The sequence below is a fragment of the Kitasatospora sp. NPDC059327 genome (assembly GCF_042752535.1).
Lineage (GTDB): Bacteria > Actinomycetota > Actinomycetes > Streptomycetales > Streptomycetaceae > Kitasatospora.
Map to the genome: position 1 here is coordinate 1 of NZ_JBHYYB010000015.1, position 13131 is coordinate 13131.

General features: G+C 75.2%; 9 protein-coding genes and 1 pseudogene. 3 read left to right on the plus strand and 7 right to left on the minus strand.

All coding sequences use genetic code 11. The features are described 5' to 3' along the window. The 6 genes and pseudogenes from ACFXHB_RS11945 to ACFXHB_RS11970 form a co-directional block, all read right to left on the minus strand. Window positions 1-1361: pseudogene (locus ACFXHB_RS11945) on the minus strand (hypothetical protein); the annotation flags it as partial. Window positions 1362-1433: 72 nt separating this feature from the next. Further along, window positions 1434-2435, minus strand: a complete 1002-nt coding sequence (locus ACFXHB_RS11950; RefSeq protein WP_380573864.1) for an SMI1/KNR4 family protein — start codon at window positions 2433-2435, stop codon at window positions 1434-1436. A 212-nt stretch (window positions 2436-2647) separates the two neighbouring features. Continuing rightward, window positions 2648-3808 carry a DegT/DnrJ/EryC1/StrS family aminotransferase gene (locus tag ACFXHB_RS11955; RefSeq protein ID WP_380573866.1) on the minus strand — a complete coding sequence of 387 codons (1161 nt, stop codon included), beginning with the start codon at window positions 3806-3808 and terminating at the stop codon, window positions 2648-2650. Between the two features lie 119 nt (window positions 3809-3927). Continuing rightward, window positions 3928-5040, minus strand: a complete 1113-nt coding sequence (locus ACFXHB_RS11960; RefSeq protein ID WP_380573867.1) for a DegT/DnrJ/EryC1/StrS family aminotransferase — start codon at window positions 5038-5040, stop codon at window positions 3928-3930. Between the two features lie 53 nt (window positions 5041-5093). Next, a complete protein-coding gene (locus ACFXHB_RS11965) occupies window positions 5094-6074 on the minus strand; it encodes an NAD-dependent epimerase/dehydratase family protein (RefSeq protein ID WP_380573868.1) in 981 nt (326 codons plus the stop codon). Continuing rightward, window positions 6071-7249 (minus strand): Gfo/Idh/MocA family protein, encoded by a 1179-nt coding sequence (locus ACFXHB_RS11970; protein WP_380573869.1) that lies wholly within the window; start codon window positions 7247-7249, stop codon window positions 6071-6073. The genes ACFXHB_RS11965 and ACFXHB_RS11970 overlap by 4 nt, the downstream gene beginning before the upstream one ends. Window positions 7250-7662: 413 nt before the next feature. Between ACFXHB_RS11970 and ACFXHB_RS11975 the strand changes: the two genes are divergently transcribed. Beyond that, window positions 7663-8124 carry a YwqJ-related putative deaminase gene (locus tag ACFXHB_RS11975; RefSeq protein ID WP_380573870.1) on the plus strand — a complete coding sequence of 154 codons (462 nt, stop codon included), beginning with the start codon at window positions 7663-7665 and terminating at the stop codon, window positions 8122-8124. Between the two features lie 85 nt (window positions 8125-8209). Next, complete coding sequence (locus ACFXHB_RS11980; RefSeq protein ID WP_380573995.1) at window positions 8210-8716, plus strand: SUKH-3 domain-containing protein; 507 nt, start codon at window positions 8210-8212, stop codon at window positions 8714-8716. Between the two features lie 72 nt (window positions 8717-8788). Here ACFXHB_RS11980 and ACFXHB_RS11985 read toward each other — a convergent pair whose 3' ends face one another. After that, complete coding sequence (locus ACFXHB_RS11985) at window positions 8789-10057, minus strand: histidine kinase (RefSeq protein ID WP_380573871.1); 1269 nt, start codon at window positions 10055-10057, stop codon at window positions 8789-8791. Window positions 10058-10317: 260 nt separating this feature from the next. Between ACFXHB_RS11985 and ppc the strand changes: the two genes are divergently transcribed. Then, the gene (ppc, locus tag ACFXHB_RS11990; protein ID WP_380573872.1) at window positions 10318-13131 is read left to right on the plus strand and encodes a phosphoenolpyruvate carboxylase; all 2814 of its coding nucleotides are present in this window, start codon (window positions 10318-10320) and stop codon (window positions 13129-13131) included.

Sequence of the window (13131 nt, forward strand, 5' to 3'; positions counted from 1 at the left end):
GAGCCCGCGCCACGACCCCCCGCGCCCCCGGCGGGGGCACCCGCGCCCGGGGACTGCCGCAGCCCGCCCGGCGGGGGCGGCGGCGGAGCGGAGGCCGAACCCCGGCCGAGCGAGACCGGTGCCGCGCCCGGTGCGGCCGGGCCGCCGCGCAGGGCGGCCGGCGGGGGTGGGGGCGGGGTGGAGGCCGAACCCCGGCCGGGCGCCCCGTGCGGCGGCCCGGCCGCCGGAGCGGCGGGCGCGCCGGGGCCAGGCGCGCCGGGCAGGCCCAGCAGTCCGGGCAGCGCGTCCGGCGAGGCCAGCATGGTCGCGGCGTGATCGACGCCGGGGCCGCCCGGCGCCGGCGGAGCCGGAACCCCCGCAGCCGGTGCGCCGGGGCCACCCGGGCCGGGTGCGCCGGCCAGACCCAGCAGTCCGGGCAGGCCGTCCGGCGGCGCCAGCACCGTCGGCGCGGGTTCGGCCGCCGGCGCGGGGGCGGGCACCGCGGCCATGCCGTAACCGCCCTCGGGCAGCAACACGGTGGCCGCCTCGGCACCGGGCCGGGGCGCGCCGGGCAGTCCGGCGCCGTTGGTGCGCAGCCCGTCGGGCAGCAGCACGGTCGCCGCCTCGGCACCACCGGCACCGCCGACGGGCGGGGCGGGCGGGGCGAACGACGGCTCGGCCACCGGCGCGGCGACGGGCGGGGCCGTCTGGAGCGGCCCGCCGTGGGCGGGCGGCGGGGCCAGCATGGTGGGCGCGTCCCCGGCCGGCCGCTCGGACACCGGCGGCGTGGTCAGCACGGCGGGCGCCGGCCCGGCCTCGGGCACGACCGGCGGGACCGGCACGGCCGGCGCGACAGCGGGCGCCGGGGCGGGCGGGACGGACGGGACGGCGGCCGGAGCCCCGAGCCGCTCCGCCTCCGCGGCGATCGCCGCGGCCCCCGCCTCCTGGAGCCACTGCGGCGGGCTGAGCAGGAAGGACGTCGCCTCGACCGGCCCGGGCGCGGGCTTCGCCGCCCCGGCCGGATTGGCCGCGACCGGCCGCCCGTAGACCTCCTCGTACTGCCGGACCACCTCGTTGACCGGCAGCGCGGGCCAGAGCGTACTGGCGCCGGAGTCACGGGCGATCACCAACCGCGCCTCCCCCGCTGAACCGCCCGAGGCCACCGAACCGCCCGAGGCCGCCGAACCCCCGGCGCCACCCGTCCCGTCGGAGCCGTCCGACCGGCCGCCGGTCTCGCCGGCCGCGCCCTCCGCGGGCTGCACCGCCCAGCAGACGAAGCCCAGGTCGAACTCCCGGACCCGCACCTCGCGCTGCTGCGAACGCGGCACCCCGCCGTTGATCCAGTCGTCGGCGAGCTCCTGTGCCTGCGCGTACGTCACCACGCCCGGTTCACCCCTGTCCCCTTCGTCCCCGCTTGTTCCGCTACCACCACCGCCGGAGCCGTCCGGGCCACGTCAGCCCACCGGCACGGCGCGGGCGAACCCGCCGTCCACCATCAGCTCCGCGACCGTCTCCAGCTCCGGCGGGCTGCCGGCCAGCCGGAGCAGGAAGTCGTCGAAGTCCTCGCCACAGGGCAGCAGCAGCCGGGCGACCCGCTCCTCGGGCGCCTCCGGGGTGCCGATGTCGCGGGCGTCGTCGTAGAGGCAGAACCAGACCGAGCCGATCCGGTCGCCGCGGACCTTGAGCGCCACGATGCCGCCCTGGGCGTAGGCGATGCCCAGGTAGTCCTTGGTGAGGTGGTCGCGCAGGCACTTGTTGGCGTACACGACGTCCTCGGTGCCGTACTCCTCGCTGAGGGTCAGGAACGGCTGGTCGAGCAGCAGCCCGAGCCCGGGGTCGAGGGCCACGCCGACCGGGGCCCGGCCGCCGGCCAGCTTGAGGAAGGTGCGGTAGGCGCCGGGCAGCCGGTAGCCGAGGCGTTCCTCGGCCCGCTGCACCAGGTCCTCGGGGACGCCGATCGGGTCGCCGCCGTCCCTGGCGAGCGAGAAGTGCACCGGCCGGCGCTCCTGCAGCGGGCGGGTGCCGCGGCGGCTGTGGTCGGCGGTGGAGGTGGCCAGGCCGCCGTGGTGCCGCAGCAGCGCCTTGACCTCGACCGGGACGAGCTCCATCCGCCGCCAGCCGGGCGCGGCCCGGCCGACCGCGTGGTGCCAGGTCCACCCGGGTGGGGTGGCGACGGCGGTCTCCAGGTCGGCCCAGAGCGGATGCCCCAGGGTGAACTGCGTGGCGTTGGCCGAGACGTAGTCGGTCAGCCGCAGTTCGTCGACGCCGAAGCCCGCCGGCGGGTCGGCCACCTCGGCCGCGGCGGCCGCGTACGGGCCGAAGTCCGGGTGGCCGTGCTCGTCCACCCGGACTCCGGCGGGGTGCCGCTCGGCGCGGACCGGGTCCGGGAACTGCACCACCTGACCTGCGTACGCCGCGTTGGGCGCGGCGGCGACGCCGGGCCGACCTGTCGTCATCTGGGAGCCCCCACTGGCTGCTGCAAATTCGGTGCGCTTGCTGGACACCAGCGTAGGGGGTCGCCCCGGCCCGCGGCCCCCCGCCCGGGGGACTCCGCCCGACCGGAGCACGCGGGCGAAGAGCACGGACGGAGAGCACGGACGGGGGCCACGCGCACGCGCACGGGCAGCGGTAGGGCCGGGGGGCACCGGCGGAGCGCGGCCCGCCGGGATCAGGCGGCGAGCGCCTTGGCCAGCGCCTCGGCGACGCGTTCCTGCTGCCCCCCGGTGATCTGCGGGTAGAGCGGCAGGGTGAGCAGCTCCCGGGCGGCCCGCTCGGCGACCGGGAACGCGCCCGCGCCGTGGCCGAGATGACGGAACGCGGGCTGGAGGTGGACCGGCACGGGGTAGTGCACACCGGCACCGATGCCCGCGGCCTGCAGCGCGGCGAGGACGGCGTCCCGGTCCCGGCCGGGCCCGATCCGCACCGCGTACAGGTGCCAGACGTGCTCGTTGCCGGGTGCGACCCGCGGCAGGGTGACGCCGTCGAGGCCGGCCAGCAGCCGGTGGTAGCGCTCGGCGGCGGCGCGGCGGGCCTCGTTCCAGTCGGGCAGCCGGCGCAGTTTGGCCCGCAGGACGACGGCCTGCAGCGCGTCCATCCGGGAGTTGAAGCCGAACCGCTCGTGCTCGTACTTGCGGCCCGAGCCGTGGTCGCCGATCAGCCGGACGGCGGCGGCCAGCCCGTCGTCGTCGGTGACGACGGCGCCCGCGTCCCCGTACGCGCCGAGGTTCTTGCCGGGGTAGAAGCTGGTGGCGGAGATCAGCCCGTGGAAGGCCCGGCCGTGCTGCCGGGCGCCCTGGGACTGCGCGGCGTCCTCCACCACGGGCCGGCCCGCGGCCAGTTCCAGCAGCGGGGCCATCGGGGCGAGCTGGCCGTTGAGGTGGACGGGCAGCAGCGCGACGGCACCGGGCAGCGCGTCCGCCGCGCGCTCGGGGTCGATGAGCAGGTGGTCCGGGTCGGCGTCGACCAGCACGGGGCGCAGCCCGGCCCGGAGCACGGCCTCGGCGGTGGCGACGAAGGTGTTGGCGGGCAGCACCACACCGCCGCCGGGCCGCAGGTCGAGGGCGCGCAGGGCCAGTTCGAGCGCGTCGGTGCCATTGGCGGCGCCGACGCAGTGCCGGGTACCGGAGAAGGCCGCGTACTCGGCCTCGAAGCCGGCCGTCTCGGGGCCCCTGATGTAGCCGCCGGTGGCGAGCACCCGGTCGAAACCGGCCCGGACCTCGGCCGCCACCTCGGCGTGCGCGGCCTTCAGGTCCACCAGCGGAACGGACTGGTCGACGGACCGGTCGGCGGACTGATCGACGGGCCGGTCGGCGGACTGATCGGTGGTCATCCTGGTCTCCCCCTGGGGCGTCTCGGCGGATCGGAGTGGGCGTGCGGCGACGACGGCCCGGACCCGCCGGTGGGCGGGCCCGGGAGCGGGGGCCGTCGACGGGGGCCGGGTGGTCCGGCTCAGCCGAGGGCCGCGCGCAGGGCGTCGACCACCCGGTCCTGCTGCCGCTCGGTGAGCGCGTGGTAGAGCGGCAGGATCAGCGAGCGGTGGGTGAGCAGCTCGGTGGCGGGCAGCGACACCCGCGCGGTGCCCTTGTACGGGGCCTCCAGATGGGCCGCCATGATGCCGCGCCGGGCGGAGACGCCCTCGGCGGCGAGGGCGTCGAGCACCGTCCGGCTGTCGCGGGCACCGTCCGGCAGCACCAGCCAGCAGGACTGGTAGTTGGTGCTGCCGTGCGCCGGGTCGGCCACCAGCCGGGCGCCGGTGCCGGCCAGCAGCGCCCGGTACCGTTCGGCGAGTTCGCGCCGCCGGGCGACCATGGCCGGCAGCTTGCGCAGTTGGACCAGGCCGATCGCCGCCTGGATGTCGGTCATCCGGTGGTTGAAGCCGATCTCGTCGTACGTCTCCAGCGGCCCGGCCCCGCCCCGCGCGGCGTGCCGGTCGGCGGCCGAGACGCTCATCCCGTGCTCACGCAGCCGGCGCAGCCGGGCGGCGGTCGCGCCGTCCTGGCAGGTGACCATGCCGCCCTCCCCGGTGGTGAGCAGTTTGCGCGGGTGGAAGGAGTAGGCGGCGAACGCGGCCGTGCTGCCCACCGGCCGGTCCCGGTAGACCGAGCCGGCCGCGCAGGCGGCGTCCTCGACCACGGTGGCGCCGCACGGCTCGACCAGCTCCTGGAGCGAGTCCAGGTCGACCGGGACCCCGCCCTGGTCGACCGCGATCACCGCCTTCGTCCGCCCGGTGAGCAGCGGTTCGACGGTGGCGGCGGTGAGGTTGCCGGTGGTGGCGTCCACGTCGGCGAAGACCGGGACGGCACCGACGTAGGTGACGGCGTTGGCGGTGGCGATGAAGGAGAGCGAGGGGACGACCACTTCGTCCCCCGGCCCGACGCCGGCGCCGATCAGCGCCAGGTGCAGGGCGGTGGTGCAGGAGGAGACCGCGACCGCGTGCGGCACCCCGAGGTGCTCGGCGAAGGCCCGCTCGAACGCGGCGACCCGGGGGCCCTGGGCCACCCAGCCGGAGCGGACGGCCTCGGCGGCGGCGAGGGCCTCCTCCTCGCCGAGCCAGGGAATCATGACGGGGATGGTGGACACAGGTGTACTCCGAACTGCCGTGCAGACAAGGGGGACTACTGCTCGCGCCACCAGGCGACCAGCCTGCGCAGGCCGTCGTCGAGGCCCAGTTCGGGCTTCCAGCCGAGGTCGTGCTCGGCGGCGGTGATGTCCGCCAGGCGCCGGACCACGCCGCCGGCCGTGCCCCGGGCCGGGCCGTGCTCGACGTCCAGGTCGGTGCGGTCCATCGCGGTGAGCAGGGCGTCGGCCAGGCCGCGCAGCGAGACCTCGGTACCACTGGCGATGTTGTAGACCCGGTCGGTGACGGGCGCCGCGGCGGCCAGCAGGTTGGCCCGGGCGATGTCCTCGGTGTAGACGAAGTCCATGGTCTGCGCGCCGTCCCCGAAGATCAGCGGCGGCTGCCCGGCGGCGATCCGCTCCATCCAGCGGATGAACACCTCGGTGTACTTGCCGTGGACGTCCATCCGGGGCCCGTACACGTTGAAGTACCGGAGCACCACGTAGTCCAGTCCGGTCATGGCGTGGAAGCTGCGCAGCAGGCCCTCGTTGAAGACCTTGGCCGCCCCGTACAGGGTGTCGTTGTGGTACGGGTGCTGGGTCTCGGGCGTCGGGAAGACGTCGGCGAGGCCGTAGACGGAGGCGGTGGAGGAGGCGATCAGCTTGCCGACGCCGACCTCCGCGGCGGCCTCGACCACGTCGAAGGCCCCGTCCACCATGATCTCCAGGGCCAGCCGGGGCTCGGTGGCGCACTGGGTGATCCGGATCGCGGCCAGGTGGAGGAGCAGGTCGGTGCCGGGGTCCAGCAGCTCGCGCAGGAGCCTGCGGTCGCGGATGTCACCGTCCACCACCCGCAGCTGTCCGGGTGCGGCGATCTCCTGGGCGTACGCCAGGTTGGCCCTGCGGCCGCGGACGAAGTTGTCGAGCACGATCACCTCGCGGGCGCCCGCCTCGATCAGCTGGTCGACCACGGTGGAGCCGATGGTGCCGGCCCCGCCCGTGACCAGGCAGCGGGAGCCCTCGATCTGTACAGCGTTCACCGCGCGGCGGCCCTCTCGTGTGCGTCGGACAGTCGGTCGATCGTCACAGCGTCGTCGAGCCCGGCGCCCACCGGGACGGTGGCGCCGCCGAGTTCCAGGCTGAGCGAGGCGGCCTCCAGCAGCTGCAGCACGCGCAGCCCGGACCGGCCGTCGGTGAGCGGGGCCCGGCCCTCGGTGATGGCGGCGGCGAACTCGGCCATCACGTTGCGCAGCGCCTCCTGCTCGACCAGCGCGGGCGCGACCATCTCGCCCACCCGGTAGGAGATCTGCGTCCGGTGGCGGATCGCGTCGGTCAGCTCGTCGGGCGGGGTGAGGTCCACGCCGCGGTCGTGCACCGCGAGCCGGGCCTGCGGGTTGAGGTCGTCCCAGACCAGGGTGCGCCGCGAGCCGCCGATGAGCGTGGTGCGGACCTTCGTCGGGGAGAGCCAGTTGACGTGGCAGTGCGCCAGCGCGCCGTTGCTCAGCCGGACCGTCAGGTAGGCCACGCAGGCCCGGCCGGCGCCGATCGGGTCGGCGCCCTGGGCGGAGACGCCGATCGGTTCGACGCCGGGCGGCAGCACGAAGTCGAGGATGGACAGGTCGTGCGGGGCGAGGTCCCAGAGCACGTCCACGTCCGGCTGGACCAGCCCGAGGTTGATCCGCACCGAGTCGAAGAACTGGACGTCGCCGATCTCCCCGCCGTGCACCAGTTCGCGGATCCGGCGCACCACGGGCGTGTAGCAGAAGGTGTGGTCGCACATCAGCACCAACCCGCGCTCCTCGGCGAGCGCCACCAGCTCGGCGGCCTCCGCGGCCGACGTGGTGATCGGCTTCTCCACCAGGACGTGCTTGCCCGCCTCCAGCGCGGCCCGGACCAGCCGGTAGTGCGCGGCGGCGGGCGTGGCCACGGCGACCGCGCCGACCCGTTCGTCCGCGAGCACCTGCGCGAACGAGGTGGTGGACCGGACGGTGCTGTACTCCCCCAGCACCCGCCGGGACTTGCCCTCGTCCAGGTCGCAGAGCCAGTGCAGGCGCAGTGCCGGCGTCTGCTGCGCGTTGCGGACCAGGTTCGGGCCCCAGTAGCCGGCCCCGACCACCGCGATCCCGATCGGGTGCGCGGGCGCGGGCTGCGGCGGCACACCCGGTGTGGGCACGTGCTCGCCGGGCGCTTCGTTGGCGGTTTCCGTCTCCGTCATCAGCAAGACCCCCCTTGCTCGTCGTCGACTTGGCCGTCGGGGCGCCCGTACCGGCGCGTCCTTCCGGCCGCGCGCCGGGGCGCCCGTGCCCCGGCGGCCTCAACGGCCATGCCGAGCAAAGGAGTTGCCGAACAGCCGATCAACCCCCCGGGGACCGGCCACCCCCTTGGCTCGCTGCTGGAACGCTACCGGCCACCGCCCCCGGCCGGGGGCGGATTGGGGAAACCCGGGGACGAGTCGTGACGATGGCGTGCGGATCCGGCCAACACGGCGTGCCCGGCGCGCCGCCCGCCGCCGCCCGCCACCCTCCGTCACCCCCCGGTTGTGCGGATGTCGGTGCCATTTGACAGGCTTGCCCCGGACTGACCCCGCTCAGCCGTACCACCAGCGGAGAAACAGGAGGAGGACGAGGCATGACCACCGGCGAACCGGACGGCCCGCCCGTACTGCGCCATCTTCGCGACAGCCTGCTGCCCGCCGTCGCCGCCGCCCTGTCGCTGAAGGGCGGCGAGGTACACACCCTGGCCGGCGACAAGCCCGCCCGGCGCCCGGCCCTGCACCCGCTGGTCGGCGCGTTCCTGGACGCGCTGCCGCTGGAGCACCGCGAACGCTTCACCGGCCGCTGCCCGGAGGCCGTCCTGCTCTCCCAGTACCTGACCCTCGTGGACGGCAAACGCTCCAAGCGCGCCTCCCGCAAGCCGATGAGCCTGCCCGAGGCCCGCAAGGCGCTCAAGGGCTCCCGGCTGACCACCGTACGGATCCGCGAGGAGCACGACCCGGCACACGGCACCCACGCCCCGCCCTGCCGTTCCTGCCTGCCGCTGCTGGAGCACTTCACCGTGCAGAGCGTCGCCGTCGGCCCGCCCGCCGGCTGACCACGCCCCTCGTACGCCCCCTGTCCCCGAGCCACCGGAGCCCGCCCTGAACCCGCCCAGCCCGCCGCCGCCCCCGCCGAGCACACTGGCCGGGCCCGCCCAGCGGACCCGCCCGCGCTTTCCCGCCGACGTCGCCGCCGAGCTCAAGGCGGCCGGCTGGCACCCCGGCCGCTGGCAGATCCGCCAGGCCGAGGAGTGGGCCGACACCCTGGCGGCGTACGGCGGCCCGGCCGACGTCGGACACACCGTGTTCCCGGCGGCGGTGGAGGCCTGGGCCGAGTTCGGCGGCCTCGCCTTCGACCTCGCCGGCCCGGGGCGCCAGCTCGCCCGCACGCCCTTCCTGGTGGACCCGCTCCGCGGACTCCACCAGCCGCGCACCCTGGCCGACCTCGGGCGCGCCCTGGACACCCGGCTCGCCCCGCTCGGCGAGGAGGCGTACGGCCAGGCCCTGCTGGCCGTCGACGAGGCGGGCCGGGTCTACAGCCTGGACCACACCGGCGAATGGTTCCTCGGCCACGGCATCGACCAGGCGATCACCGCCCTCGTCCTCGGCACCGCCCCCGAGCGGCTGCGCACCGCCGACGAGGACTGATCGACCGACCGGCCCCACCCGGAACCGCCTCCACCGGAGGCGCCCGGCCCGCGAGGCGCCCGGCCCGCGGCCTCACGCCAGCCGGTCGGCCCGGACGGCCAGCCGGGACGGCAGCACCGCCTCCACCCGGAACCCGCCGTCCGACTCCGGTCCCGCCGAGAAGGTGCCGCCCAGCGCGACCACCCGCTCGCGCATCCCGATCAGTCCGTTGCCCCCGCTGGGCAGTGCCGCGGCGGCCCGCTCACCGCCCGGACAGGCGTTCACCACGGTGACCCGAACACCGTTGGGGGCGTAGGCGAGCAGCACCGAGACCTGGGCGCCGCCGGCGTGCTTGTGCGCGTTGGTCAGGCCCTCCTGCACCACCCGGTAGGCGGTCTGCTCGGCCTCGCCGGTGAACTCCTGGCGGCTGCCGCTGACGGTCAGGGTGACGGCCATGCCGGCCGCCCGCGACTGGTCGACCAACCGGGGCAGCGCGACCAGCGAGTCCGGCTCCGCCGCGGTGTCGTCCGACATCCGCAGCACCCCGAGGATCTCGCGCAGCTCGTTCAGCGCCTGCCGGCCGACCTCCCCCATCAGCTTGGCGCTCTGCGCCGCCTTCTCCGGGTCCTTCGCCACGATCCGCTCCAGCGCCCCGGCGTGCACCACCATCAGCGACACCCGGTGGGCCACCACGTCGTGCATCTCCCGGGCGATCCTGGTCCGCTCCTCCAGCCGGGCCCGGCGGGCGCGCTCGCGGGCCTGTTCGGCGAGCAGGTCCAGCTCGGTCTCCAGGCCGTGCGCACGGTCCTTGAGCGACTCGATCAGCCGCCGTCGCGCGCCCACGTACAGGCCGGTCACCACCGGCGGCACGGTCAGGCCGACGGCCACCAGCACCGACAGCAGCACCTGTCCCCAGAGCGGCGGCTGTTCCACCGCCAGGTCGGAGGGGGTGAGCATGGACACCAGCATCACGCCGACCGCCTCGGCGAAGGCCAGCGCCGACAGCGCCACCACCCGCCGGCGCCGGGTCGGCCACTCCCAGGTCTCGGCGAGCGTGTAGAGCGACACCGTCAGCAGCACCACGCCCAGCATCCCGGGCATCGCCACCAGGGCCACCAGCACCGGCACCGCCGGCCAGCGCCGCCGCAGGACCAGGGTGACGCCCGCCAACGCGCCGAACAGCGCGACCCCGACGATCGCGGCCGCCCCGAGGTGGATCCGGGACATTACGAAGGCGACCGCGCTGGCCGCGCACTCCAACGCCGCCAACACGGCCAGCCCGATGTCCAGGAGAGCGCTGCGCCGCCGCTCCCACCACCAGAACGACCGGTCCCGCTCGCGCTCCCCAGGCGACTTGCTCATAGCACCACAGCCTAAGCGTGAACCTTGATCCATCCCCACCCGGTTCCGTTCCGACACCCGTCGGGGCCCTCAAGTGGTCCAGACCACATGGGCGGCCTGTGATCTTGTCCGCCATCCGGCCACCTCGCGGACAGCAACCGCCCCGACACCTATGCTGGGTCGCGTCGGACAGCGCGGTCCGCACGCGTCACACCCGCCACACGTGCGGGGAACTGTGACGATGAGCCGTTGCCGAACCCCACCACCACAGGGAGCCAGCCGTGACCGCTCCGGTCCCCACTCCGGCGGACAGCCCCAGCCGTGTCGGCTCAGCCGGCGCCGACGCTGACAACACAGCCCTGCGCGCGGACATCCGCCGCCTCGGCGACCTGCTCGGCGAGACCCTGGTCCGCCAGGAGGGCCCCCAGCTGCTGGGCCTGGTCGAACAGGTCCGACTGCTCAGTCGCACCGACGGCGAGGCCACCGCCGAGCTGCTCTCCGACATCGACCTGGAGACCGCCGCCAAGCTGGTCCGCGCCTTCTCCACCTACTTCCACCTCGCCAACGTCACCGAGCAGGTGCACCGCGGCCGGGAGCTGGCCACCCGCCGCGCCCGCGAGGGCTCGCTGCTCGCCCAGACCGCGGACCAGCTCGCCGAGGCCGACCCGAAGCACCTCCAGGACACCCTGGCCCACCTGGCCGTCCGTCCGGTCTTCACGGCCCACCCGACCGAGGCCGCCCGCCGCAGCGTCCTCAACAAGCTCCGCCGGATCGGCGAACTCCTCGACCGGATCCACCGCGAGCAGATCGCCGCCGGCCTCTCGCACGCCGACCCGGCCCGCACCTCCTCCGCCAAGCGGCAGGCCGACCGCCGCCTCGCCGAGGTCATCGACCTGCTGTGGCAGACCGACGAGCTGCGGATCGCCCGCCCCGAGCCCACCGACGAGGCCCGCAACGCCGTCTACTACCTGGACGAGCTGTACCGCGAGGCCGTTCCCGAGGTCCTGGAGGAGCTGCACGAGGAGCTCGCCCGGGTCGGCCTCACGCTCCCCGACGGCGTCCGCCCGCTCACCTTCGGCACCTGGATCGGCGGCGACCGCGACGGCAACCCCAACGTCACCCCGCAGGTCACCTGGGACGTCCTCAACCTCCAGCACGAGTACGGCATCATGGACGCCCTCGCGGCCGTCGACGACCTGCGCAACTCGCTCTCCACCTCCGAGCGCCTGGCCGGCGCCTCGGCCGAGCTGCTCGCCTCGCTCAACGCCGACCTGGAGGTGCTCCCCGAGCTCAGCCCGCGCTACAAGCGGATGAACGCCGAGGAGCCCTACCGCCTCAAGGCCACCTGCGTCCGGCTCAAGCTGGAGAACACCCGCGAGCGGCTCTCCCAGGGCACCCCGCACCTCCCGGGCCGCGACTACCTCGGCACCCGCGAGCTCATCGCCGACCTCCGGCTGATCCAGGAGTCGCTGCGCTCCCACCGCGGCGGGCTGATCGCCGACGGCCGGCTCGCCCGCGCCATCCGCACCATCGAGGCCTTCGGGCTCCAGCTCGCCACGATGGACGTCCGCGAGCACGCGGAGGCCCACCACCACGCGCTCGGCCAGCTCTTCGACCGGCTCGGCGAGGAGGCCTGGCGCTACGCCGACATGCCCCGCGAGTACCGGCAGAAGCTGCTCGCCAAGGAGCTCCGCTCGCGCCGCCCGCTCGCCCCCACCCCGGCTCCGCTGGACGCCGCCGGCACCAAGACCCTCGGCGTCTTCAGCACCATCCGCGAGGGCTTCGAGCGGTTCGGCGACGAGATCGTCGAGAGCTACATCATCTCGATGTGCCAGGGCGCCGACGATGTCTTCGCCGCCACCGTGCTGGCCCGCGAGGCCGGTCTGATCGACCTGCACGCCGGTATCGCCAAGATCGGCATCGTGCCGCTGCTGGAGACCACCGACGAGCTCCAGGAGGCCGACCGGATCCTGGACGAGATGCTCTCCGACCCCTCCTACCGGCTGCTCGTCTCGCTGCGCGGCGACGTCCAGGAGGTCATGCTCGGCTACTCCGACTCCTCCAAGTTCGGCGGCATCACCACCTCCCAGTGGGAGATCCACCGCGCCCAGCGCCGGCTGCGCGACGTCGCCCACCGCTACGGGATCCGGCTGCGACTGTTCCACGGCCGCGGCGGCACCGTCGGCCGCGGCGGCGGCCCCTCGCACGAGGCCATCCTGGCCCAGCCGTGGGGCACCCTGGAGGGCGAGATCAAGGTCACCGAGCAGGGCGAGGTCATCTCCGACAAGTACCTGCTGCCCTCGCTCGCCCGGGAGAACCTCGAACTGACCATCTCGGCCACCCTCTCCGCCTCGGCGCTGCACACCGCCCCGCGGCAGGCCCCCGAGGAGCTGGCCCGCTGGGACGCCGCGATGGACCAGGTCTCCGCGGCCGCCCACACCGCCTACCGCGCCCTGGTCGAGCAGGAGGACCTGCCGAAGTACTTCTTCGCGGCCACCCCGGTCGACCAGCTCGCCTCGCTGCACCTGGGCTCCCGCCCGTCCCGCCGCCCCGACTCCGGCGCCGGTCTGGACGGCCTGCGGGCCATCCCGTGGGTGTTCGGCTGGACCCAGTCCCGCCAGATCGTCCCCGGCTGGTTCGGCGTCGGCGCCGGCCTCGCCGCCGCCCGTGACGCGGGTCTCGGCGACGTCCTGGACGAGATGTACGGCCAGTGGCACTTCTTCCGCAACTTCCTGTCCAACGTCGCCATGACGCTGGCCAAGACCGACCTGCGGATCGCCCGCCACTACGTCGAGCAGCTGGTGCCCGCCGAGCTGCACCACGTCTTCGACCAGATCACCGCCGAACACGAGCGGACCCTGCGCGAGGTGCTCCGGCTCACCGGCGAGAACGAACTGCTGGAGCACAACCCCGTGCTGAAGCAGACCTTCACCGTCCGCGACGCCTACCTCGACCCGATCTCCTACCTCCAGGTCGCGCTGCTGCGCCGCCAGCGCGAGGAGGCCGGCACCGGCCGCCCGGAGGACCCGCTGCGGGCCCGCGCCCTGCTGCTGACCGTCAACGGCATCGCCGCCGGCCTGCGCAACACCGGCTGA